Raw genomic sequence first — 23514 nt, 5'->3', positions numbered from 1 at the left:
TCAGGGTCCGGGCCGCGACAGAAGTCTCATTCCGCCGCCTGTGCGCCGGCATCCCGAGGTCGGTACGTGGCGGCGAGGTAGTCATGAAGGTCGGCGTGCCGGAATTGGTAATGCGGGCCGACCGCGCGCAGCAGTCCCAGCCGGTGCGCATCCTCCAGGAACGGCATCAGCTTGCGGGGGAGATGCCCGGCCCGTGCCAGCCGGTATGTGGCCATCAGGTACACAAGCCAGGCATGGTGATGGCCGAATGCGATCCCGGCCACGAGTACGCTCACGCCGAAAGACATCATTCCTGCCGTGGCCACCTCCGTGAGCCCGTATGCGAGCCCGACCGCAAGCCCGGCCACGAGCGCCAGCACCGCGATGCGGACCAGATGCAGGGCACGGTCGGCGCGCCAGCTCGTCACCGGCGTCGTCGCTCGCTCCGCTCTGGCCGGAACTTCGACCCACTTCGTGAGCCCGACCGCGAGCCCGATCGAGAGTCCGATGGGCAGCCCGATCATGAGCCCGAGCGGAAGCCCGATCATGAGCGCGTCCGCGAGCCAGACCGCGAGTTCATCCTCGGGCCCGACCGGGAGCCCGAGCGCGAGCACGGCCACGAGCCAGAGCACGACGGTGATCACGGTCGGGAGCACCAGCACGACCGCGAGGACGATCGCGAGCGCGAGCGCGAGCCGGCCCACGAGGATCCGGACCAGTGAGGTTCCTCGGCCACGCAGGCGAAGGTCAGCGAATGCGGGCTTCTCCGCCGACCATGTCCTCGACGACATCATGACCACGAGCACGACCGCCAGGCCGGAAAAGGCGCCGAAAGCGAGCCCGAAGGCGGGCATGATCACGAGCCAGCCCACGTTCGCCTGCCCGGCCGCGAACCCGATCATGATCACGAGTACGACCAGAAGCCCGACCCCCAGCGCGGCTACCAGCCCGAGCACCAGCCCGAGCGCCAATCGGGCGGAGTCGGTGAAGCCGCGGGTGAGGTGGGCCAAGCGCCACCAGGCGAAGTCCCGGGTGGGCTCGCTCCCGGCGGGCGGGTGGGCCATGGTGTGGGCCAGGTAGCCCAGCCACTGCCGCGCTTGACCGGGATCGTGGCGGCGGCGGGGCCGGAACGGGTCGGCGGGGTCGGCGCTCGGCCGGCGGGCCGCGATGAGCGCGGGAATCAACTGGTCGAACAGGTGAGCGCGCAGGGCCGCCGGGTCAGGGAAGCGGTCCGGGTCCATGAGCGGGGCAGGGTCGGCGCGGGAGGTGACGTAGACGGTGCGCAGCAGCCACAGGCCCAGCGGCGTGGCAGCGGTCTCGGCCATCGCGGTCGCCGGACTGTCCCGGCGGTTCGGGGCGGCGCGCAGGTCGGCCAGGATCCGCTGCCATGCCGGCCCAGGCTCCTGGGGCAGGCAGCGTTTGAGGTAGGTCGCGGCGTGCGCACCCGTAAGCGGCCGAGGTTCGATGACCAGGGCGGAGGTGAGCACGTCGCCGGCGTCGGCGGTGGCGGTGGCGTACTCGGTGGTGCGGCTGGTCAGGATGAGCTGGCCGTCGCCGAGGGAGCGGTTGAGCGCGGTGATGACGGCGGCTTGGGCAGATGGGGGCATTTCATCTAAGCCGTCCAGGACCGGCAGGATGTGTCCGCGTGCGGCAAGGGTCGCCGGTATGCCGGGGCCCAGGTCCGGCGCGCGTAGCGCGGGGTAGTCCTGAGTGAGCCGGACGGCGAGCCAGTCGCGCAGATCGGGATGAGCGTCGGTGTCCCAGTCGGCCACCGACAGCAGGACGGGTACCGGTTCGTCGGGATGCTGGTCACGGGTGGCCAGCAGGTCGCGGAGAAGCTGCACGGCCAGGGTGGTCTTGCCGGTGCCGGGCCCGCCGAGCACCACCAGGCGGCGCCGCCGCATGGCCCGGAACTTCGCCGTCAGGCCGGCGATGTCGCTGCTCGAAACGCTCACCCGCCCCGAGGCGGGGGTGAGGTTGGCCGGGTGGTCGATCACCTTCTTGTCGCGGGTCGTACGCCAGCGCACCGGCATCGGATCGGGGTCGTCCAGCGAGCGCAGGTTCGCCTCCACCCGCCACTGCTCGTCGACCAGCCCCGCGAGGATGTCCTTGGCCAGTGCCACATCCGCCGACGTGGCGGCCTTCGCGGCGATCGTCCGGCGTCGCCACAGCAGCAACGGCACCAGCAGCGTCGGGAACAGCAGCGGAATGCCCACGACCTGGGCGACGTTCGCCGCGGTCTGCAGGCCGTCCTGGCTGAACAGCGCGATCCCCACCAGAGCCAGCACCGCCGCCAGCCCGGCGATCGCGGACCACCAGCCCAGCACGTACCGCCATGAAGCGCCATTCCTCGCCATGTGTCCATCCTCGCGATCAGGCCGCATCCAGAAGGCGCTACCGCCATTGTCGTCGAAGATGTGACCCACCCATGAAAGTTTCATCCGATGGCCCGGACACGTGTCCAGGCCCGTGCCCACGACGGGCGGCGACGGGGTGCGGGCTCGTTGACGACGTACCTGCGGCGGCGGAAGATCCCGGGGAGCGCTCCCAACCCCCCGAGGACCTCCATGACCGGACGCCTGGCCGCGGCAGCGGCTCTTCTCCTGACGATCGCTCTCGCCCCCGCCCCGGCCCACGCCGACGAGGGCCCGGAGCAGATCGTGAACGGCACCTTCGACGCCGGAACCGCCCCCTGGTGGGGCACCGGAAATCTGACGCTGGAGGTCGACGACGGCCGCCTGTGCGCCGACATCCCCGGTGGCACGGTCAACCCGTGGGACGCCATCATCGGCCAGAACGACCTGCCGCTGGTCGAGGGCGAGACGTACGGCTACGCGTTCGCCGCCTCGGCCGGTTCGGCCAAGGTCGTCAGGGCCCTCATCCAGCTTCCCGTCGATCCGTACACGCAGTATCTGGCGGCCAGTCCCGAATTGAGCGTGTCGGGCAACGCCTACTCCTACACCTTCACCGCCCCCGTCTCGCTGCCCGACGCCCAGGTCGCGTTCCAGCTGGGCGGCAGCGCCGAGCCGTGGCGGTTCTGCGTGGACGACGTGTCGCTGAAGGGCGGCGCCGAGCCGGAGGTCTACGAGCCCGACACCGGCCCGCGCGTACGCGTCAACATGGTCGGCTACCTCCCCTCGGGCCCCAAGAGCGCGACGGTGGTCACCGACGAGAGCGCCGTGCTGGAGTGGCGGCTCAGGAACGCGAACGGCACGACCGTCGCCAAGGGGAAGACCGAGCCCGCGGGCCAGGACGCCAGCTCCGGGCAGCAGGTCCAGACGATCGACTTCGGCTCCTACCGCAAGCCGGGCACCGGCTACACGCTCGTGGCCGACGGCGAGACCAGCCGGCCCTTCGACATCGCCGCCGACCTGTACGACGAGCTGCGGGTGGACGCGCTGAAGTTCTACTACACCCAGCGCAGCGGCCTCGAGATCCTGGACCGGCTCAGACCCGGCTACGCCCGGCCCGCCGGCCACCTGGGCGCGCCGCCCAACCAGGGCGACACGAGCGTCCCGTGTCAGCCCGGCGTCTGTGACTACCGGCTGGACGTCCGTGGCGGCTGGTACGACGCCGGCGATCACGGCAAGTACGTGGTCAACGGTGGCATCTCGGCTTACCAGCTGATGGCGCTGTACGAGCGTGACCGGGCCGCCTTCGGCGACGGCACGCTGCGCATCCCGGAGAGCGGCAACGGCGTGCCCGACGTGCTGGACGAGGCCCGCTGGGAGCAGCGGTTCCTGCTGAGCATGCAGGTCCCCCCGGGCGAGCCGCTCGCCGGGATGGCCCATCACAAGATCCACGATGCCACCTGGACCGGGCTGCCGCTGCTGCCGCACCTGGACGCGCAGCCCCGCGAGCTGCACCCGCCGTCCACCGCCGCCACGCTGAACCTGGCCGCCACCGCTGCCCAGGCGGCCCGGCTGTACGCGCCGTACGACGCCGTCTTCGCCGCCACGAACCTCCAGGCCGCGCGCCGCGCCTGGGCCGCCGCGAAGGCGAACCCCGCCCGCTACGCCGACCCGAACGACGGCGTGGGCGGCGGCGCCTACCCCGACAACGACGTCACCGACGAGTTCTACTGGGCGGCGGCGGAGCTGTTCATCACCACGGGCGAGCGGGAGTTCAAGGACTACGTGCTCGCCTCGCCGCACCACACCGGCGACATCTGGCGTCAGCGCGGCTTCGACTGGGGCAACACCGCCCAGCTCGGCCGCCTGGACCTGGCGACCGTGCCCAACGCCCTGCCGGGCCGGCAGCGGGTCCGCGCGTCGGTGGCCGAGGGCGCCGACAAGTATCTCGCCGTCCTGCGGGCGCACCCGTACGGGATTCCGTACGACCCGCCGGACTACGACTGGGGCTCCAACAACCTGATCCTGAACAACATGGTCGTCCTGGCCACCGCGTACGACACGACCGGCGAGGAGAAATACCGCGCGGCCGTACGGGAGGGCATGGACTACCTCCTCGGCCGCAACGCGCTCAACCAGTCCTACGTCACCGGCTACGGCGAGGTCACCAGCCAGAACCAGCACAGCCGCTGGTACGCCCACCAGCTCGACCCCGGGCTGCCCAACCCGCCGCGCGGCACGCTGTCAGGCGGCCCCAACTCCGCCATCCAGGACCCGGTCGCGCAGCGGCTGCTGCGGGGCTGCAAGCCGCAGTTCTGCTACATCGACGACATCGAGTCCTGGTCCACCAACGAGCTGACCATCAACTGGAACTCGCCGCTGGCCTGGATCTCGTCCTTCCTGGCCGACCGCGCCGGGCACGGCTCCTGCACGGTCCGCTACACCGGGCACGGCCACACCGGCCAGCTCTCGATCAAGAACACCGGCAAGCAGGCGATCAACGGCTGGAGCCTGCGCTGGGCGTTCCCGGCCACCCAGCGGGTCCGCGACGCCTGGGGCGCGAAGGTCACCCAGTCGGGCCCGGCGGTCAAGGCCGAGAACCTGCACGGCAACCGTACGATCAAGCCGGGTCATACGGTGACGTTCGGCTTCACCAGCACGCCAGGGACGGCTCCCGAGGTCTTCCACCTGAACGGAGACCGCTGCGCCTGACACCCGCGCGGAGCGCCCGCCCTTCAGGGGCGGGCGCCCGCTTCGGACGCGGCGCCTGTCGTACGGCGGGGGCCGCCGGAGGGATCCATCGCCAAGGCGGACTGCGCCACGGCGGGAGCGTCGGCGAAGAAACGCACCTTGCGGACCTCGGCCCGCCGGCCCAACGGGCGCACGATCGTGATCGGCTCCGACAGCTCCACCACCATGTTCACCTGCGACGACACCACCACGGTCAGCCGGTCGTCCACCACGCCGACCAGCCCCGACTCGTTGTAGCCGCGCACCACCCGCACGGCGGTGATCAGCTCACGCGGGATGCGTACGTCCAGGAACGCGCCGTACCGGATCCGCAACTCCCCGGCGGTGACGACGTGCGGGCGGGTGACGCAGGCGGCCACGACCGCGAACCCGATGAGCAGCCCGTACACGTCCAGCACGAGCACCGGAAGGCGCACCCACGCCGACACGTCCATCGCCCGCAGCAGCAACTCCACCGCCACCGTCTCGACGGCCATCATGCCCAGCATGATCATCATCGTCGTGGACTGAGCGCGTGAGTAGGTCACCTCGATGGCGCCGGGCGGCACGCCGTCACGACGGCGCAGCACCCACAGCCCCAAGCTCCGCATGCCCTTCGCGTCGAAACCGACGATCCTGCGCAGCTGCTCGGGCAGTCTCACAACTTCTCCTTGAGTACGGCCACCATCAGCCTGAACACCTCGGCCTGGGCGGGCGACAAGTCCTCGTACATGGCCGCCATCCACGGCGCACCCTCTTCGGGCAGATTGCCGAGCAGCTCCTTGACCATCTCCTCGGGAAGGTGATCGGCCAGGTCCGTGGCGAGTTCGGCGACCCTGGGATCTCCCGGCTCGGCGTCGGTGAGCTCGTCCAGCCGCTCGTACAGCACGTGCCCGCGCTCGACCATCCCGGGCTCGGCGAGCGGTCGCAGCAACTCCACCACCCGCTCCTGCTCGTCCGCCTCCGCCACGGTGCCCATCAGGGTCAGCATCTGCCGATCCATCTCGGCGAACCTCGACCCGCCGGCGGACAGGTCATGCAGCACCGCGGCCAGCTCAGGAGACGCCACCGCGTCTCCGCTCAGATCCGGCTCGGCCAGCAGCCCCGCCAACCTGGCCCGGCGCACGCCGATCTCCTCCTGCTGCCGCGCCAGATCCGCGTCCAGCTCCACGAGCACCTCGCGCAGATCCTTGCCCTGGTCGTCGGCCAGCACGTCACGGATCTCGTCCAGCGACAACCCCACCTCGGCCAGCCGCCGCACCCGCGCCAGCAGCACCGCGTCACGCAGCCGATATGCGCGGTAGCCGTTGGGCAGCCGTACAGGCTCGGGCAGCAGCCCCAGGTGGTGGTAGTGGCGCACGGTCCGAGTCGACACCCCGGTCAGCGCGGCAAGCTCGCCGATTCGCATGCCCTCATTAAAAACGTTGACGCTACGTCAAGGTCAACCGCCGCACCTGGAGGGTGCGCAGGCACATCCCCGTAGGCCGGTTACCGGCCCGTAGGGCGAGGCCGGTTAACGGCCCGTCAGGCGCAGGGCCAGTTGGGTGCGGTCGCGCAGGCCCAGCTTGCGCAGCATGCTGGAGACGTGGTTCTTCACCGTCCCCTCGGTGATGAACAGCCGGGCGGCGATCTCCCGGTTGGCGGCGCCGGCGGCCACCATCCGCGCCACGTCGAGCTCCCGGGCCGACAGAAGCTCCTGGCCGGGGAACGCGCCGCCGCCCACCGGCTCCCGGCGGAGGTCGGCGACCAGCCGGGCCGCGACCGGGTTGCTCAGCACGGTCTCGCCGCGGCTCGCCTGCCGGATGGCCGTGACCAGTTCGTCGGGTGAGCAGTCCTTGAGCAGGTAACCGGCGGCGCCGCCGCGCAGCGCGCCGAAGATGTAGTCGTCCTCGTCGAAGGTGCTGAGCACGATCGCCGCCACCGAAGGATGCTCGACCGTCAGGCGGGTGATCAGCTCCACGCCGTCCATCCGGGGCATCCGGGCGTCCACGAGAGCCACGTCGGGGCGGACCTCTGCCACCACCGCCAGCGCGGCCACCCCGTCGGCGGCCTCCCCCACGACCTCGATGCCCTCCTCGATCTCCAGCAGCTTGCGCAGGCCCTGCCGCATCAGCTCCTGATCGTCGACCAGCAGCACCCGGACCGCGCTCACGACGGCAGCTCCGCGCGCAGCTCGAAGCCCCTGGCCGCGTTTCCGCTGGTGAGATCGCCGCCGAGCGCCTTGACCCGGTCGGCCAGCGAGCTCAGCCCGAACCCGTGGGCCTGATCATCGGCACGGCCCTTGCCGTCGTCGGCGACCACGAGCACGACCTTCCCCTTCTCGAACGCCAGCGTGCCGCGTACGGACTCGCCTTCGGCGTGCCGGAGGGCATTGGTGAGCCCTTCCTGCAGCACACGGTAGAGCACCAGTTCGGCGTCGGCCTCCAGCGGGCGTTCGGTCCCCGTCACCTCGAAGGCGACCCTGACGCCGGTGCCGGTGAAGGAGTCCGCCAGCCGCTGCAGTGCGGCACTGCCCAGGTGACCGTTGAGGGCGAGCGGGCGCAGCGCGCGCACCCATCGGCGGGCGTCGGCCAGCGCCGCGATCGTGAGCTCCTTGGCCTGGTGCACTTCCGCCCAGGCGGCGGCGGGCCGGCTGTCGCGGAAGCGCTCGGCGTTCTCCAGCCCCACCTTGATCACGGTCAGGTGGTGGCCGATCGAGTCGTGCATCTCCGCCGCCATCCTGGCGCGCTCCTCGGCGACGGTCAGCTCCCGCACCCGTTCGGCGAGGTGCCGGGCCCGCAGCACCGCCGACGCCATCCCCATGGAGAAGGCTGCCAGCACGGCGGTGACCCCCGTCTCGATCAGCGCCTGAACGATCGTCCTGCCATAGAACAAGGGCATGGCAACGACCGTGATCACACCGAACACGGCGAGAATGGCGGTGGCGACCCGCATGCCGTACACGAAGGCGAGGTTGGCCACTCCGATGAGCAGCAGGGGCATGTGTGTGCCGGCCGCCCCGGTGAGCCCCAGCACGAGCGTGCCCGTCAGGAAAGCGGGGCCCACCAGCCGACGACCACGGTCGGGCCGCCACGGCATCACCGGCCAGAGCCCGCACAGCAGCACCACGTCGGCGAAGAACAGGGCCCGGGCCCCCGCATCGCTGGGCATCGCCAGGTTGGCCGCGACCGTGGCGCCGAGCACCAGCCAGAACACCACGCTGAGGAGAGCCGGACGGTCGGGATCACGCAACCACGCCATGCGACAAACCTACGATCCCACCGAAGGCCCGACATCCCGCCCAAGTCACCATGACCTCGGTCATGGTCATCTCTATCTCCGGCCCGATGTGCGGCGGACCCGTGTGTTCATAGCGTGCCTGGCATGAGAACCCTCTGGGCCGTCCTCCTGGTCGTCGTCGTCATGTTCGCGCAGATCTTCATCGGCTCCACCCTCGCCTTACTGCTCCTCGACCAGGCGAATCCGCTGCGGGAGCCGCTCGGCGCGGTCGGCGTCACACTCACCGCGCTCCTGCTCGTCCACCTCGTCCGCCGGTTCCTCGACCGGCGGCCGTGGTCGGCCCTGGGCTGGCGGAACCCGTCACACGTCCTGCTCGGCGTGCTCGCGGGCGCTGTGCCCGTGCTCGTCGCGAGCGGGCTCTCCCTCGCCGCAGGCGCGTCCACCTGGGCGCCGGTCGACGCCTCCGCCTATGTCTGGCTGCCGCTGGCCGCCGTGGTCGTCCTGCTCGGCCAGGCGTTCCCGGAGGAACTGCTCTGGCGCGGCCACCTCGTCGACACCCTGTCGGTACGACTGTCGCCACGGGCAGTCGTGATCATCAGCTCGGCCGGCTTCGGCGTCCTGCACATCTTCTCCCAGAGCCCGGCGAGCACCCTCGTGGAAAAGCTGCTCTACGTGGTCATGGCCGTCGCGCTCGGCTTCGCGTGCACGGCGGCGCGGATCCGCGGCGGCGGGCTCTGGATGGCAGTGGGCGTGCACTGGGGCTTCCACCTGGGCATGCGACTGCTCCCCCTCGAACCGGCGCACTTCAGCGTCACCCTCGTGCTTCTGACCCTCACCCTCACCTTGGCCGGAGCCGTACTGCTGAGGGGCCGGCGCGAGCCGGCGCTTGCGGGCCGTCCAGCCGAGTAGGCTGATCTTGATCTTCCGCAACGGCGAAGGAGCCCCCGATGACCGCCGACCCGACGATGGCCCGGATCGGCCAGGGCGTGGAGTTGCATCATCAGCAAGGCCGGCGTGAGGCCGCTCGTGAGTTGTTCGCACAGATCTGGGATGACATCGGCGGCGAGGAAGGCGACCCGCTGCATGTCTGCGTCCTCGCTCACTCGATGGCCGACGTGCAGGACGACGTGCACCAGGAGCTGATGTGGGACCAGCGGGCGCTCGCCGCCGTCGGCCTGATCACCGATGAGCGGGTGGCCCAGGCCGGAGTGCCCCTCTCGGTGGCCGGCCTCTATCCGTCATTGCACCTGAACCTGAGCGAGTGCTACCGCAAGCTGGGCGATCTCGACCGCGCCCGTGAGCACCTCCAGCACGCACGGGACGGGATCGGCGCCCTCGGCGACGACGAATACGGCCGGCTCATCAGAAACGGCCTGGAGCGAGTGGCCGAACAACTGGACGCCACCACCTGACCACGGCCCGGCGGCTCAGCCCTGTCTCACCAGCGCGATCAGGGTGTAGACGGGGTCGGGGCGGGGGTGGTCCTGGTCGGGCAGGTCGCCCAGCCGGCTGCCGAGCTCGGCGAGGGTCGCGGCGTCCATCCGGCGGCCCCACGGGCTCTTGGGGATCACCTCACGCCACTCGCGAGGGCTGCGGCCCTGCCCGAGCCCGGCGAACGTCGTACGGCCCGACATCGTGAGCCCCAGCCCCGAGCCCACCTCCAGCACCCGGTCGAGCGCGTCGCTCTGCGGCGGGGTGTGCGCGTCCCGCACCGGGCCGAGCAGCGCCGCGACGTCGCCGCCGGTGTGGTAGGCGGCGTGGTTCTTGTCGACGGTGGTGAGGAGCCGCCCGCCCGGCCGCAGCGCCCGCGCCGCCTGCGCGAGGACGGCGGCGGAGTCGGCCTGGTCCAGCAGATGGAGTAACCAGATCATGGTGACCGCGTCGGCCGACCCGTCCAAGAGAGGCAGCCGGGCCGCCGCGTCACCGCAGACCACGCCGCCCGGCAGCCGGGCGGCCGCCATTCTCGCCATCCCGGCCGACCGGTCGATCCCGGCCACCCGCCGGCCCGGCCGCCGTAGCCGGGTGGTGACGATCCCCGTGCCGCAGGCCACGTCCACCACCACCCGCGCCTGCCGGGGCAGCAACTCCTCGACCGCCTCCGCCGCCGCCTCGGCGCGGGCGTCCCCGCCTCGCGTCGCGTCGTAGCGGGCGGCCTCACGGTCGTAGTCGAGCATGGTCAACCGCCTTTCACCCATCCAGAGCGTACGGCCACCAAGCCCGGCAGTCGTCGGCCGGCAGGTCGTCGGCGTCTGGCAGGCCGGTCCGGTCAACGTGCCAGCAGGTCGGCGAGGTCGGTGCCGGCTCGGAGCAGCGCTTCGGATCGGCTCGCGACGGTTCGGAGTCGGTTCTGGAGCGCGGCGCGGGCGTCGTCGGTGCCGCTGATCGTGCGCAGGGATCTCATCACCGCCTGTACCGCGGGGATGGGGTAGCCGCCGGCGCGCAGTGCGGCGACGATGCGCGCTTCCCGGATCGCCGCGAGCGGGTAGCGCCGTGTGTTGAGCCCGGCGGTGCGTTCGGGGGCGACGAGCCCTTGTCGCTCCCAGAAGCGGAGCGTGGAGGCGCGCACCCCGATCGCGTTCGCCAGCTCCGAGATGCCCATCGCATCGGCGGGCGTAGGCGCCGCGTCGTGGGAGTCCTCCGCGACGATGCCGTCGAGCGCCTGGAGGGCCGCGATGCTGTCCTCGCGGGACCGAGCCAGTGCGACGTGCAGGGCGACGATCCGGGCGATCGCCTGGTCGTACGGGAGAGCCCGCGCTTCTCGCATCGTGCTGCGCGCCACGACCGGGCCGACGGCGATCGCGAGATTGCGGTAAGCGCGCAAGGCTGTGACGTGCTCGGAGCCGAAGCGACGGTATCCATTGGGCAGCCGGACGGCGGGAGGTATGACGGCGAGGCGTTCGAGGTCGCGAATCTGCTGGACGGAATAGCCGGAGGCCGCGGCCAGACCGCTCGTCGTATACGCCTGAGGCGCGGACCCGATGGTCGCTGCCACGATGCCAACCCTCCATAAGCACTTCAAGCTCACACTTGAACCATGGCCATGGAGCAGATTCTCACAGAACTCAGAACGTACGTCGGCGTGCTGGAGCTCGCACCCCGACCTGGAAGCGAGCACCCCGAGATCTCCTGGGGGGACTTCTTCTTCTACTACGCCCCGGATGGCGAGGTGCCGCGGAACAGGCAGCCCTACGCGACGATCGTCACGAAGGACTACCCGGATGACGTCGGATCGCGCCTCGACGCGCCCGGCCGGTGGCGCCTGAACATCCACGTCGGGTCGCAGCTCTTCACCGACCTCCTCGGCTACCCGCCCGAGTCGATCGAGGAGTCGACCGTCGACTTCAGCGAGCCGGACACGTTCCTCCCGCACCCGCTCTACGGCGCGTACGGCTGGGTCGCGATGGTGAACCCGGGCCCGCGCACCACGCCTCGCGCGCTGGCGGCGCTCCACGAAGCGCACCTCGCCGATCAGCGCCGCGTCGAGCGCCGCCGGCCTCGGGGCGGCGCCGTCCCCGCCCATGACTGATGCCCCGGCGGCCACGGCAACGCGCCGCTGACCATACAGGGCCCTCGACAACCAGCACCGGACCCTAATACCCGGCCTTGCGGGACGGGTAGGCTAGGGCCCGCGGTTCCGGCACGCCGACCTCGTGAGGCTTAGGGCTCCCCGCATCACCCGCCTCCCGTGAGCGGCCAACCGCCGCCGCAGGAGGGCGCTTGAGGCTCAGGCTCACATCCGAGCGCGTGAGTCTGGCTTCAGACTGACGACGCGCAGGCATGTGCGAGCCCCAACCAGACCTGACGGCGAAGGGAAGAAACATGACGATCGACCAGAACAAGGCTTCCGTCAAGAAGCTGGTCGAAGGCCTAGGAACGAACGGCAGTCCCGAGGCCTTCGACCTTCTTCACGAGAACGCAGTGTGGACCGTCATGACTGACGCTGCCACTTTCCCGGTCTCCGGCGACATGTCGAAGCCCGCGTTCATCGAACACATGAAGAGATTTCACGACTCGCTTCCCAGTGGTATATGCATGTCGGTGACCAGTGTGATTGCAGATGAAGCCAATGCGTCAGTGGAGGCGACGTCGAACGCACTCCTCGTTAACGGAAAGAGCCTCAATCAGGTATATCATTTCGCATTCGAACTAGTGGACGGCAAGATTGTCGCAGCACGCGAATACATCGATACGGCCCGCGCCCTCTCCGCGTTTTCCGGGTGAGTGATCTGTTGGCGACTCGACTCAGGCGTGTTTGACAAGATCGCCTCGTCCGGGGTCAGTTCCCGGACGAAGACCTCGAGCTGTCGCGGCACGCCCACTGGGGCGCCCCGATCTAATGAGAGCCAGCGGGTCGCCGTTGGGCAGACTCGGCACTGGTAGCCACCTGAGCGTGAGCACTGATTCATTGAATCGCTGAGGGCGGCTGACGTCGCGGGGAGTCCTTGATCCACACGATTCCGTCGGTGTCGGTCAGGTGGGCCGGGTCCAGGGGGAAGTAGCCGTACCAGGGGGACACGCGGGGAGCGGGCGGCGGGTCGCCGAGTGCGGCGGCCAGCCGGTGGGGGTCGAGGAGGTAGCGGTCCTCCGGGAGCGCGTACAGGAGCCCTTCGAGGGTGTCCGGGGGCGGGGTGTCCACTCCCTGGTGGCGGATGGTGCCGAGGGCCATGGCCAGGAAGGCGTACTCCTCGCCCAGGCGGGCGCTCACGATCGCGCCGGCGCTCCACCACTCCAGCGGCAGGTCGCCCAGCCGCCACGTGCTCTTGTCCCGCTGGAGATGGGCGTTGTGCGCGTAGACAAGCGCCGGGCCCCATTCGGCGATGGCTACGAGGTTGTCGGCCATCATCGAGTCCCGCACGTTCATCAGCCACGTCATGCGGCTCAGTGACGTGTCGGCCATCCAGTGGTGATAGCGCAACAGGCCGGTCGCGGTGCGCCCGTACAGGCGGGCCCGGTCCCAATCGTCCCGGGACGAGGCCGCGATCAGGTGCGGCGTCTGTGCGTCGAGCAGCGCCACCAGATCGTCGGCGAGCAGCCGCAGCTCCCTGGCCTCGGCCGACCGCCCCACGGACCGGGACGGGTCCATCGTCGTGGCGGGATCGGTCCACCGGTCGTCGTCGCCGAGCAGGCGGTCGAGTGTTTCGGCGGTGCAGGGGAGCAGGTCCGCGTCGCCCCAGGCCGCGAGGTAGCCGTGCAGTGCGGCGATGGCCTGCCGGGGGCTCTCGGGGCCGGTCATCTCCAGCGGCCCGTCGAATCCGGCGAAGCGCACCTGCTCGGACGCGGCCCGGCCGTCGTTGTACGCGCGCATCCAGCTTACGAGCTCGCGGTTGGCCGCGGACGTGCTCAACCCGTGGCTGAAGCCGCGTTCCATGACCTCGTCGAGGGTGCCCGTGCCCGAGGTGACGTAGTCGTCCACGACCAGGCCCTTCAGGCAGTCGCTCTCGATCGCGATCTTCCGGTAGCCCTCCTGCTCGACGAGCTGCCGGAAGAGGTCGTTGCGCACTTCGAGCAGAATGTCCTCCCCGTGGGTGGGCTCGCCCAGGGCGAGCAGCCGTGGGCGAGCGGGGAGCAGCCGCATGACGGTGGCGACCTCGACGGCATGGGCGGTGTCCTTGATGGCCATACCTTAAAGAATATCGTTCACAATGCAATTTGAATCTTTATCGCCATATCACCAGTACGACAGAGCAAAAGCCTAAAAACACATGGCCGTGTCGAAGGCGGCGAGCATCTGCTTGCGCTGCTTCTCCGTGGTGACCGACCCGGTGACGTAGACGGTCGCCGCCCGCCCGGCCCGATTCCGCCCGGACAGCGCCGACACACCGGGCACATCGCCGCCGTGCATCCACACCTCGCCGCAACTCAGCCGAGCCCGCACGACCCCCAGCCCGTAGCGCGCCTTGGCCGGCCACCCCGGCTCGCCGACCCGTACGGCGTTCGCGGTCATCTTCTTGACCGGCACCCCCCGCCAGAACCGGTTCAGGTCGTCCGGCGTGGACACCAGCCCACCACTGGCCCCGAACTCGTACCCCGGCAGCCGGGTGAGATCGACGACCCCGCCCTTCGGATCGGCCGGGCTGACGCCGTACGTGTGCGCGTGCTCGCCGCGCAGCCCCGTCTCGCCCTTGCGCGGCCAGTACGTGTCCCGCATCCGCAACGGCTTGAGCACCAGGTCCCGGGAGACCTGCCGGAAGTCCTTCCCGGTCACCTCGTTGATGATCATGCCCAGCACCAGATAGTTGGTGTTGGAGTAGGCGAATCGCCCGGCAGCCGTCGGCTTGAGCCCGAGCGCGAGCTTGAGATAGTCCTGCCCCGGCTTCGACCAGTCGGCCACCTCGATGAAGTCGGGCAGTCCACTGGTCTGCCGCAGCAGGTCCCGTACCGTGATCTTCCGCCCGTCGATCGCCGCCCCGGCGCCCTTGCCCCGCACCACCTCGGGCAGGTACCGCTCGACCGGCGCGCCCAGCTTGATCTGACCCCGCTCGACCAGCCGCAGCACGGTCGCCGCGATGATCGGCTTGCTCAGGCTCGCCACCCGGAACCTCGCGTCCGGCCCGACCATCGCCCTCCCGGTCCCCCGCTCAGCGGTGCCGGACACCACGGTCACACCGTCGCTGGTACGCGCGAGCGCCCCCGCCACACCGCCCTCTTCGGTGAGCCGATCCAGCCGCTGCTCCAGCCCGGGACCGGCGGCGGCGAGCGCCGGGGTGAGGGGGGCGAGCGCCAGCGCGCCGACGACAACGACGGCCACGAACCTACGAGCCATGAGACATCCTTAAAGATCGGAATATGTCTCCCATGACTCTGTCGTCGGTGACCTCTGAAGACAGTCACGCCAGCACCGCTCCCACCCGGGGGCTGCCCCTACCTACCTTCAGGGGGACGGGCAGAGCAGGTGTCAGCGGCGCAGCGCTTTCCATCCCGATCGGCGTGCTGATCAATCTGTTGGTGCCCTGACGGCCGGATCCACCGGACCCACGCGCCGTCGAGAACTCGATTCGTCCCATCGGGAAACAGGCGGATCGCAGCGGTCCCCCGGCAGGAAGATCGTCTACTGGTCCCTCTGGGGGCTTGAGTCTCAAGTTGCTTGATACCCCATAGTGGCGCCGGGGACAGCAACGAGCCGGACCAACTCGTCTCGATGCCCGATGAGCGCGAGCGATCACCGTACCCTTTCGCCCGCCCGCGTCAGGAATGAAGAGACGAGATCCGCGAAGCATCCTGGCAGTCCCTTCTCTCTGGCATGGAGAAAACAGCTGCCCTTTCCCAAGGAGGCACGAGTGCGATTAAGTCAGCGATCAAAACTGGCGGTGTTCATCGCCGCGGCGATGATGGCCACCGCGGCGGCGGGCTCGCCGACACCGGCCGGACCTCGGATCGGCGCACCGGAACCGGCGGTGGCCGAGGCTCCGGTCTGGGGCGAGTGCCCGCCGGCGGAGCCCGGTGTCTCGCGCGATCCACGCCAGCGGTGCGGGACGCTGCGGGTGCCGCTGGACTACCGCGCCCCGCGCGGGCGGAGCATCGAGATCGCGATCTCCCGGATCGGCACGGCGAAATCCGGGTCGCGCCGCGGGATCCTGCTGTCCAACCCGGGCGGCCCGGGGAGAAGCGGCCTGGACATGCCCAGCCGCCTGGCGGCCAGGCTGCCGGCCAAGGTCCTGGAGCGGTACGACCTGATCGGCTTCGATCCGCGAGGGGTCGGCCACAGCACCCCGGTCACCTGTGGGCTCGACCCCACGGCGCTGACCACGCTGCTGATGCCCTACCCGGCCCCGGGTGGCGGCATCGAGCGCAACCTCACCTTCGCCCGGGACACCGCGGCCGCGTGCGCCGAGCACTCCGGCGACCTGCTCCCGTTCATCACCACGGCCAACACGGCCCGGGACATGGACCGCATCCGAGCCGCGCTCGGTGAGCGGAAACTCTCCTACTTCGGCATCTCGTACGGCACCTATCTGGGAACCGTCTACATCTCGCTGTTCCCGGAGCGCGGCGATCGGATCGTGCTGGACAGCGCCGTCGATCCGGGTCTGGTGTGGCGGGGCATGTGGCGGACCTGGAACGAGTCGGTCGCGACGCGGCTGCCCGACTTCCTCCGCTTCGCCGCCGAGCGGGACTCCGTCTACCGCCTCGGCGCGACACCGCAGGAGGTACGGCGCACCTACGACCGGATGACCACGGCCCTGGACGAGCGGCCCTTGTCGGATCCGAGCGGTCCCGTACTCGACGGGAACCTGCTGCGCGAGATCACTCGGGGGTTTCTCAACCACGACGATGCCTTTCCGCTCCTGGCCGAGCTCTGGCAGGGGCTGGAGGCCGTCCCGTCAGAGCCCGCCGCGGACACCGACATCCTCGCGCGACTGAACCAGCTGCTGTCTGCCGGTGGTACCTCCGCCGTGGCGGCGGAGGTACCGGCGGACAATGTCTTCGCCACTATGTACGCGGTGGTCTGCGGTGACGTCGCCTGGCCGCGCGACGTGGCGCTGTACGCCCGGCAGGTCGCCGCCGACCAGCGGGCGTGGCCCGCGACGGCCGGCATGCCGTCGAACCTCTGGCCATGCGTGGCCTGGCCCACCCGGCCGGTGGAGCCGCCGGTGAAGGTCACCGGCCACGGACCGCGCAACGTGCTGATCCTGCAGAACACCCGCGATCCGGCCACACCCCTGGTGAGCGCACGCGGCCTGCGCGCCGTACTCGACCGGCGGGCCGCCATGATCACGGTCGACCAGGGCGGCCACGGCGTCGTGGGGCTGGGCAGCTGCGCCGACGAGGCGATGAACACCTTCCTGGCCACCGGCGCGCTGCCCGAACGGGACCGCTTCTGCCCGGCCCCGTCACCGGCCGACGCCACCGCTCACTCCCCTGTCCTGCCCTCCAGCGTCTCGGACAGCTCGTGATCGGGCAGTCGCGCGATCTCGGGCGACCGCTCCAGCAGCAGCAGGAACGCGCCGACCTGTCCGACGGGCGCGAATCGGAGACCTACCGCCATCCGCCGATCGCACCGAGATGCGAGCAGACTCAGATGCTGGACATCCTGATCGATCCAAGGCCGCCTGCCAGATGCCGCCTGACCGACAGCTTGAGCTCTGGGGCTCTTTCATTGTCGGCCCCGAGGAACGCCACATGTTCCGGGTCGTCCTCCGAGCCGGTCCCGGGTCGCGCCGTCATCGCGGCGGAGCGTTGTCACCAGAGCATGAAGGGCAGCGCGGCGAAGACGCGTGCGGCGTCGACGAGCTCGCTGACGCTGATCCGTTCGTCGGTCTGATGCATCAGGCCGACGTCACCCGGTCCGAAGATGACCGTCGGGACGCCGGTCGGCGGCTGCAGCACCGAGGCGTCGGTGAAGAAGCTGACGCCGCCGATCTCCGGGCGGCGTCCCAGCACCGCCTCCGCCGCACCCTGAACCGCGGTGACAAGCACGTCATCGGTTGACGTGGTGACGGGCGCCCGGTCGTAGGTCAGCTCGACCGTGGCCTTGAACGCCGGGTCGCGGCGGGCAGCGTCCGCCAGCACGGCCTCGAAGCGCGCGGCCAGCTCCCGATGATCCTGTCCGGGAACCGTTCTGATGTCGAAGTCCACGGTGCAGGCGTCGGGCACCACGTTCACCGCGCTGCCCCCGCTGATCACGGTGGCCGCGGACGTGGAGCCGGTGAGCAGCGGATGCGGCGGGCCGGAAACGTCGACCGCGGCCAGCTCCGGCAGCACCCGTGCCATGTTCAGGATCGCGTTGACGCCCAGGTCGGGACGCGAGGCGTGCGCGCCCGCGCCGTGGACGACCACCCGCAGCCGGGCACAGCCCTTGTGCGCGACGACGACCCGCAGCCCGGTGGGCTCCCCCACGACCATCCAGGCGGCCTCCGCCATGCCACCGGTGGCCAGCAGGTGCCGCGCCCCCGCGCAGTCGACCTCCTCACCGACCAGCGCCCACAGCACGACATCGCCGGGCGGCCGGACGCCGGACCGGTGTATCGCGATCAACCCGGACAGCATCGCCGCGAGGCCGCCCTTCATGTCCACCGAGCCGCGCCCCCACAGCAGCCCGTCGGCTACCTCCGCGCCGAACGGGTCCCGCGTCCAGGGCGCCGATCCGACCGCGACCGTGTCCAGATGTCCGCAGTACAGGAAGGTGCGTGGATCGGCCCCGGATCCCGGCAGGCGGACGGTGACGTTGGTCCGCCCGGCCGCGACCTCGTCCGTCGTCACCCGCAGGCCCGCGCCGCCGGCCGCCTCCGCCAGCACCCGCGCGGCCTGTGCTTCGTTGCCGGGCGGATTGCACGACGCGACCCGGACAAGCCGCTGGGCGAGGCGCACCACCGCATCACCGTCGACAGCCGCCGGAGGGCCTGTGCGACCGGACTCCGCGTCCGGAGAATCAGGTACGGCCACAGCGGCGATCATACAGACCCACCCGTCCCGCTCCTCAGCCCGTGGCGCGCCGTCAGGTCTGGCGGGCGGCGGTGGTGAGCCGGTCGGCGAGGGCGAGGACGAGGTCCCGGAGTTCGTCCGGTCGCTCGATGACGAACGGCCGGTCGAGTGCCGCGAGCAGGGCGGGCAACCAGTCGAGCCGCTCCGCTCGCAATTCGACGCGGCGCCAGCGCTCGGTGTGTGGATCCGTGCCTTCCGCGGGACCAAGATCCGCCAGGCTCGCGGGGAGCCGGGCGCGGATCTGCTCGACCGTCCCGTGGATCCGCAGGGTCACTTCGTACCGGTACGCGGCGCCGGCGAGCCCCGACAGGACGCGCTCTGCCGGGTCGAGCCCGGCGGGCGGCTCGAATGCGCCTGGCAGGGTCCTCGCGTCCGCGATGCGGTCGAGCCGGAAGGTCCGGTCCTCGCCGATCCCGGGATCGGTGCCCGTGACGTACCACCGGCCCGAGTGCGTGACGATCCCGTACGGGTGCAGCGTGCGTTCGCTGCGTCGGCCGTCGCGGGAGGCGTACCTGATCGAGACCGGCCGGCGATGGCGCACCGCGTCGGCGATGGTGAGCAGGACCCCGGTCTCCGGGGTGGCGAACTCGCCGGGCGGAGCCGTGAAGGCCAGGGATTCGAGGACGGTGTCGAGCCGGCGGGCGAGCGGTTCGGGCAGCACTCTGCGGATCTTGGCCGCCGCCGTCTCGCTCGCCGTGTCCGTCGCCGTCAGCAGTCCGGCCCGGCGGCCGGCCAGGAGGCCGAGCAGCACGGCGAGCGCCTCGTCATCGTTGAGCATGAGCGGAGGCAGGCGGTAGCCGGGGGCGAGCCGGTACCCGCCGTAGCGGCCACGCACCGACTCGACGGGCACGTCGAGGTCCACCAGGTGGTCCACGTACCGCCGCACGGTGCGCCCGTCGACGCCGAGCCTGTCGGCGAGTTCGGCCACCGTCCGGATGCCACCCGACTGCAGAAGCTCCAGGAGGGTGAGCACGCGGCCAGTAGGTCGAGCCATATGCGGAGCTTAATGGTGATACCGGACCGATTCTGTCCACTATCTCCCCTAGCGTGCGAGCTGCACGACCACCCGAACCAAGGAGATCGCCATGAACCTCGTCTCGATCCGCGTCATCACCGACGACGTCGCGCGCCTCGTCGACTTCTACGAGCGCGTCACCGGAGTGCGCGCGGACTGGTCCACCGAGGACTTCGCCGAGCTCCGGACCACCGGCGGCACCCTCGCGATCGGCAGCACCCGGACCGTGGCGCTGTTCGCGCCCGACTCCGCCCGCGCGGCCGACAACAAGACCGTGATCATCGAATTCCTCGTCGACGACGTGGACGGCGTGCACCGCGACCTGACCGGCTTCGTCACCGACTTCGTGGCCGAGCCCACCACGATGCCCTGGGGCAACCGGTCGCTCCTGTTCCGCGACCCCGACGGCAACCTCGTCAACGTGTTCACCCCTGTCACCCCGGCGGCCATCGCGAAGTTCGGCCGCTGACGACGGCGCAGCCGCCCGGCCGGAAGTCCGCCTCGGCAGGACAGGTCACAATGGGCGGTGATGATTACCGTCCTGACCGGAGCCGGCATCTCCACCGACTCCGGCATCCCCGACTACCGCGGCCCCTCCGGCCTGTGGCGGAACGACCCGGACCACGAGAAGCTCGTCACCATCGACTACTACCTGGCCGACCCCGACATCCGCCGCCGGTCCTGGCAGTTCCGCCGCGACAGCCCCGCCAGGACCGCCGCCCCGAACGCCGCCCACCTGGCCCTGGTCGAGCTGGAGCGGGCCGGCCTGCTGGACCGCCTGATCACCCAGAACATCGACGGCCTGCACCAGAAGGCCGGCTCCAGTCCCGACCGGGTGCTGGAGCTGCACGGCACCATGTCCGGCGTGCTCTGCGTGCGCTGCGACGCCCGCTCCACCCTGGCCGAGGCCCTGGAACGGATCGACGCGGGCGAGCAGGATCCCGTCTGCCGCGAGTGCGGCGGGATCCTCAAGACGACCACGGTCATGTTCGGCGAGTCCCTGCCCGAGCGGGTCGTCACCGAGGCGGTCGAGGCCACCCGGAGGTGCCGGCTGTTCATCGCCATCGGCACCTCCCTGCAGGTGCAGCCCGCCGCCTCACTGGCGGGCCTCGCGGTCAGGTCCGGCGCCCGGCTCGTCATCGTGAACGCCGAGCCGACCCCGTACGACGACTTCGCCCACGAGCTGATCCGCGACCCGATCGGCGAGGCCGTCCCTCACCTCGTGGCGCGGCTCTCGTGAAGTCCTTCGAAGAAGATCAGCAGGACGCCTCACATGGCCGGTCGACCCCGGGCTGGACCCCTCCGGCACACTCGCCTACTCTGTGAGGTCGAGGGGAGTACTTCCCAAGCGCTGACCCGGTCAATACGGACGAATCCTCGGCCTCGGGCGGCCACCCACGGTGGGTGAAGGAGACCTCGGACGACTTGTGCGTTCGAGGAGGTTCGATGCCCGCACCCACCATTCTGCTGTCGGCTGCCCAGATCGAGACGATCGGTACGGCGCCACTGTGGACGATCACCATCACCGGTCTCGTCCTGCTACTGGTTCTGGACTTCTCCCTGACCCACCGCCCGCACGAGGTCCGCATGCGCGAGGCCATCGGCTGGTCGGTCTTCTACCTGGCCCTTCCCCTGCTCTTCGCCCTGTACGTGTGGTACGCGTTCGGGTCCGGCGTCGCGGTCGAGTTCGCCACCGGGTACGTGGTGGAGAAGTCGCTGTCGGTCGACAACCTCTTCGTGTTCATGCTGCTGCTGTCGGCCTTCGCCGTGCCGCACGAGCTGGCCCAGCGAGTGCTGCTGTACGGGATCGTCGGGGCGCTGGTGCTGCGGGCGATCTTCATCGCGCTCGGCGCAGCCGTGCTGCAGAGCGGCACCTGGGCGTTCCTGCTGTTCGGCGGCATCCTCATCGTCACCGCGTGGCGGATCCTGCGCAGCGCGGCACACGGCGAGGAACAGCAGGTCGACATCTCCTCCATGCGGTCGATCCGGCTGCTGCGCCGGTTCACGCCCGTCACCGACGCCTACCACGGCTCCCGCCTGACGGTCCGCGAGGGCGGCCGACGCGCGCTGACGCCCCTGGCACTCGCGATCGTCGCCGTGTTCGCCACCGACATCGTGTTCGCCGTCGACTCCGTCCCCGCCGTGTACGGCGTCACCGAGGACCCGTTCATCGTCTTCGTCACCAACGCTTTCGCCCTGCTCGGCCTGCGCGCGCTGTACTTCGTGCTGCAAGGTGTCCTGGCGAAACTGCGCCACCTGAACCACGGGCTCGGCATCATCCTCGGCTTCATCGGGGTCAAGCTCGTCCTGCATTGGGCTCACGGCATCTGGCCGGCCATACCGGAGATCCCCACGCTGCTCTCACTCGGCGTCATCATCGCCACCCTGACCACGGTCACGATCACCAGCGTGCACGCCAACCGCCGCGACGCCCGCCGCGTCCCCGCCACACCCCCACAATGATCAGCCGCGCTTCCTGCGGTTTGCTGTCTGGTCGCTCACCGCTTGACCAGCACCTTGTCCGTCGGGATGGGGGTGAACGGGAGTGAGCGCGATGTCTGGGCGCCGGTCGTGTCCGTGCCGCAGAGTGCGACGAGGTAGTGGGTCAGGAGTGCCTCGTCGATGGGGCTGGGCTCGAGGTTGCCGTTCTCGTCGATGCGCTGGTACTTCGTCAGGTTGAACCCGAAGGAGAGCTGGCGGTTGCCGTCCGGGCTGGCCAGCGACTGCGTGGCCATCCCGAAGACGGCGCCGTCGTGTCCCCAGAACCGGCCGCAGGGCAGGTCGAAGTAGTAAAGGCCCAGGCCGTAGTTCACCCCGCCGCCGCCGACCAGCACCGGGACCGTCGTCTGCATCTGGGCCAGCTGCTCGGCGCCGATGAGCTTGCCGGTCAGCAGCGCCCGGTAGAAGCGGTTGAGGTCGTCCATGGTCGACACCACGGCACCCGCCGTGCTCGCCCACGACATGTTGTAGACGCTGTAGTCGCGTGGCGGGTCGATGAAGCCGAGCCAGGACTCGTACGCCTTGGAGTGCGGGCCCGGGATGTGCGGCGTGCTGGGGAACGAGGTGTGGTGCAGCCCCGCCTTGCGGATCACGTTGCGGGTGACGTACGTCTCGGCCTTGATGCCCGTGACCTTCTCCAGCAGGAGGCCGGCGACGATGTAGTTGGTGTTGGAGTAGGAGCCCGGCGCGATCCCCGGGGTCCCCGTGGGCGTGGCGGCCAGTCCGAGCTCCACCAGCTTCTCGGGTTTGATCGTACGGAAGCGCTGGTCGTCGAGGCTGGCCGTCGAGCCCTCCAGCAGTGACGGGAACGCCCCGCCGATGTAGTCGCCGATGTGGCTGGTGTGGTTGAGCAGCATCCGTACGGTGATCTGCCGGCCGCGCTCCCCCGGGACCAGGTCGGGCAGGTAGCGGGCCACCGGCGCGTCGAGCTCGATGGTCCCGCGCTCCACCTGCTGGAGGATGGCGACCGAGACGAAGGTCTTGGTGATGCTGCCGACCCGATGGCGCATCTGTGCGTGCACCGGCCGGCGGGTCTCGACGTCGGCCACCCCGGCCGCCCCGTCCCATTCGCGCCGCCCATCGCGCACCTCGGCGTAGATGCCGTACATGCCGGCCTCGTGGATCGCGTCGAGGGAGTCCTGCAGCGCCCGCCGATCGAGGCCCGGACCGCGCTCGGCGGAGGCGGCCCCGGCCGGCGCCAGCGTGCCCGCGACCAGCACCATGCTTAACCCGGCCCCGGCGAACAGCCGCTTCACCATGGTCATCCTTACCTCCAAGGTCGACAGATGGTCATGGTCA

The 23514-nt window shown here is 70.3% G+C and carries 22 protein-coding genes; 9 read left to right on the top strand and 13 right to left on the bottom strand.

What is annotated here, in order from left to right:
- Positions 1–26 precede the first annotated feature (26 nt).
- Entirely contained in the window at positions 27–2336 is a 2310-nt protein-coding gene (locus OHA68_RS21820) for an NACHT domain-containing protein (RefSeq protein WP_327109283.1), read from the bottom strand.
- 210 nt (positions 2337–2546) lie between these two features.
- Here OHA68_RS21820 and OHA68_RS21815 point away from each other — a divergent pair, with 210 nt between their 5' ends.
- The gene (locus OHA68_RS21815) at positions 2547–5042 is read left to right on the top strand and encodes a glycoside hydrolase family 9 protein (protein ID WP_327109282.1); all 2496 of its coding nucleotides are present in this window, start codon (positions 2547–2549) and stop codon (positions 5040–5042) included.
- Between the two features lie 23 nt (positions 5043–5065).
- Here the strand turns inward: OHA68_RS21815 and OHA68_RS21810 are convergent, their stop codons facing one another.
- The 4 genes from OHA68_RS21810 to OHA68_RS21795 all read right to left on the bottom strand — a co-directional run bounded on the left by OHA68_RS21810 (position 5066) and on the right by OHA68_RS21795 (position 8300).
- Entirely contained in the window at positions 5066–5722 is a 657-nt protein-coding gene (locus tag OHA68_RS21810) for a hypothetical protein (RefSeq protein WP_327109281.1), read from the bottom strand.
- Complete coding sequence (locus OHA68_RS21805; protein WP_327109280.1) at positions 5719–6468, bottom strand: MerR family transcriptional regulator; 750 nt, start codon at positions 6466–6468, stop codon at positions 5719–5721. Before OHA68_RS21805 ends, OHA68_RS21810 begins: the two co-directional genes overlap by 4 nt.
- Positions 6469–6573: 105 nt before the next feature.
- Positions 6574–7212 carry a response regulator gene (locus tag OHA68_RS21800; RefSeq protein ID WP_189138581.1) on the bottom strand — a complete coding sequence of 213 codons (639 nt, stop codon included), beginning with the start codon at positions 7210–7212 and terminating at the stop codon, positions 6574–6576.
- The gene (locus OHA68_RS21795) at positions 7209–8300 is read right to left on the bottom strand and encodes a sensor histidine kinase (RefSeq protein ID WP_327109279.1); all 1092 of its coding nucleotides are present in this window, start codon (positions 8298–8300) and stop codon (positions 7209–7211) included. Before OHA68_RS21795 ends, OHA68_RS21800 begins: the two co-directional genes overlap by 4 nt.
- Before the next feature lie 123 nt (positions 8301–8423).
- On the opposite strand from OHA68_RS21795, the gene OHA68_RS21790 reads away from it, so the two are divergent.
- Positions 8424–9188 (top strand): CPBP family intramembrane glutamic endopeptidase, encoded by a 765-nt coding sequence (locus tag OHA68_RS21790; RefSeq protein WP_327109278.1) that lies wholly within the window; start codon positions 8424–8426, stop codon positions 9186–9188.
- Between the two features lie 38 nt (positions 9189–9226).
- Positions 9227–9691 carry a hypothetical protein gene (locus tag OHA68_RS21785; RefSeq protein WP_327109277.1) on the top strand — a complete coding sequence of 155 codons (465 nt, stop codon included), beginning with the start codon at positions 9227–9229 and terminating at the stop codon, positions 9689–9691.
- A 15-nt stretch (positions 9692–9706) separates the two neighbouring features.
- Here the strand turns inward: OHA68_RS21785 and OHA68_RS21780 are convergent, their stop codons facing one another.
- Together OHA68_RS21780 and OHA68_RS21775 are read right to left on the bottom strand one after the other, a co-directional pair.
- The gene (locus OHA68_RS21780) at positions 9707–10453 is read right to left on the bottom strand and encodes a class I SAM-dependent methyltransferase (protein ID WP_327109276.1); all 747 of its coding nucleotides are present in this window, start codon (positions 10451–10453) and stop codon (positions 9707–9709) included.
- Between the two features lie 92 nt (positions 10454–10545).
- Complete coding sequence (locus tag OHA68_RS21775; RefSeq protein WP_327109275.1) at positions 10546–11271, bottom strand: MerR family transcriptional regulator; 726 nt, start codon at positions 11269–11271, stop codon at positions 10546–10548.
- 42 nt (positions 11272–11313) lie between these two features.
- Between OHA68_RS21775 and OHA68_RS21770 the strand changes: the two genes are divergently transcribed.
- Together OHA68_RS21770 and OHA68_RS21765 are read left to right on the top strand one after the other, a co-directional pair.
- Positions 11314–11805, top strand: coding sequence for a DUF6194 family protein (locus OHA68_RS21770; protein ID WP_327109274.1), 492 nt, complete (start codon positions 11314–11316; stop codon positions 11803–11805).
- Between the two features lie 293 nt (positions 11806–12098).
- The gene (locus OHA68_RS21765; RefSeq protein WP_327109273.1) at positions 12099–12500 is read left to right on the top strand and encodes a nuclear transport factor 2 family protein; all 402 of its coding nucleotides are present in this window, start codon (positions 12099–12101) and stop codon (positions 12498–12500) included.
- A 181-nt stretch (positions 12501–12681) separates the two neighbouring features.
- On the opposite strand, the gene OHA68_RS21760 is transcribed toward OHA68_RS21765, so the two are convergent.
- Complete coding sequence (locus OHA68_RS21760) at positions 12682–13899, bottom strand: erythromycin esterase family protein (RefSeq protein WP_327109272.1); 1218 nt, start codon at positions 13897–13899, stop codon at positions 12682–12684.
- Positions 13900–13971: 72 nt separating this feature from the next.
- Positions 13972–15042, bottom strand: a complete 1071-nt coding sequence (locus OHA68_RS21755) for a serine hydrolase domain-containing protein (protein WP_327109271.1) — start codon at positions 15040–15042, stop codon at positions 13972–13974.
- Positions 15043–15556: 514 nt separating this feature from the next.
- Between OHA68_RS21755 and OHA68_RS21750 the strand changes: the two genes are divergently transcribed.
- On the top strand, positions 15557–17173 hold the full coding sequence (locus tag OHA68_RS21750; protein WP_327109270.1) for an alpha/beta hydrolase: 1617 nt from the start codon (positions 15557–15559) through the stop codon (positions 17171–17173).
- Here the strand turns inward: OHA68_RS21750 and OHA68_RS21745 are convergent.
- From OHA68_RS21745 to OHA68_RS21735, 3 genes are all read right to left on the bottom strand, one after another.
- Complete coding sequence (locus OHA68_RS21745) at positions 17131–17265, bottom strand: hypothetical protein (protein ID WP_327109269.1); 135 nt, start codon at positions 17263–17265, stop codon at positions 17131–17133. The genes OHA68_RS21750 and OHA68_RS21745 overlap by 43 nt on opposite strands.
- A gap of 194 nt (positions 17266–17459) precedes the next feature.
- Positions 17460–18674, bottom strand: a complete 1215-nt coding sequence (locus OHA68_RS21740; RefSeq protein ID WP_327109268.1) for a M20 family metallopeptidase — start codon at positions 18672–18674, stop codon at positions 17460–17462.
- 40 nt (positions 18675–18714) lie between these two features.
- The gene (locus OHA68_RS21735; RefSeq protein ID WP_327109267.1) at positions 18715–19695 is read right to left on the bottom strand and encodes a helix-turn-helix transcriptional regulator; all 981 of its coding nucleotides are present in this window, start codon (positions 19693–19695) and stop codon (positions 18715–18717) included.
- Positions 19696–19786: 91 nt separating this feature from the next.
- Between OHA68_RS21735 and OHA68_RS21730 the strand changes: the two genes are divergently transcribed.
- The 3 genes from OHA68_RS21730 (at position 19787) to OHA68_RS21720 (ending at position 22179) form a co-directional block, all read left to right on the top strand.
- Positions 19787–20185 (top strand): VOC family protein, encoded by a 399-nt coding sequence (locus tag OHA68_RS21730; protein ID WP_327109266.1) that lies wholly within the window; start codon positions 19787–19789, stop codon positions 20183–20185.
- 60 nt (positions 20186–20245) lie between these two features.
- A complete protein-coding gene (locus tag OHA68_RS21725) occupies positions 20246–20956 on the top strand; it encodes an SIR2 family NAD-dependent protein deacylase (protein WP_327109265.1) in 711 nt (236 codons plus the stop codon).
- A gap of 206 nt (positions 20957–21162) precedes the next feature.
- Positions 21163–22179 (top strand): TerC/Alx family metal homeostasis membrane protein, encoded by a 1017-nt coding sequence (locus OHA68_RS21720; RefSeq protein ID WP_327109264.1) that lies wholly within the window; start codon positions 21163–21165, stop codon positions 22177–22179.
- Between the two features lie 35 nt (positions 22180–22214).
- Here the strand turns inward: OHA68_RS21720 and OHA68_RS21715 are convergent, their stop codons facing one another.
- A complete protein-coding gene (locus OHA68_RS21715) occupies positions 22215–23480 on the bottom strand; it encodes a serine hydrolase domain-containing protein (RefSeq protein ID WP_327109263.1) in 1266 nt (421 codons plus the stop codon).
- Positions 23481–23514: the final 34 nt, after the last annotated feature.

The sequence above is a fragment of the Nonomuraea glycinis genome, from assembly GCF_035920485.1.
GTDB classification, from domain to species: domain Bacteria; phylum Actinomycetota; class Actinomycetes; order Streptosporangiales; family Streptosporangiaceae; genus Nonomuraea; species Nonomuraea glycinis.
Note: the sequence above shows the minus strand (reverse complement) of the source record. Positions and strands in the feature narration are given on the sequence as shown.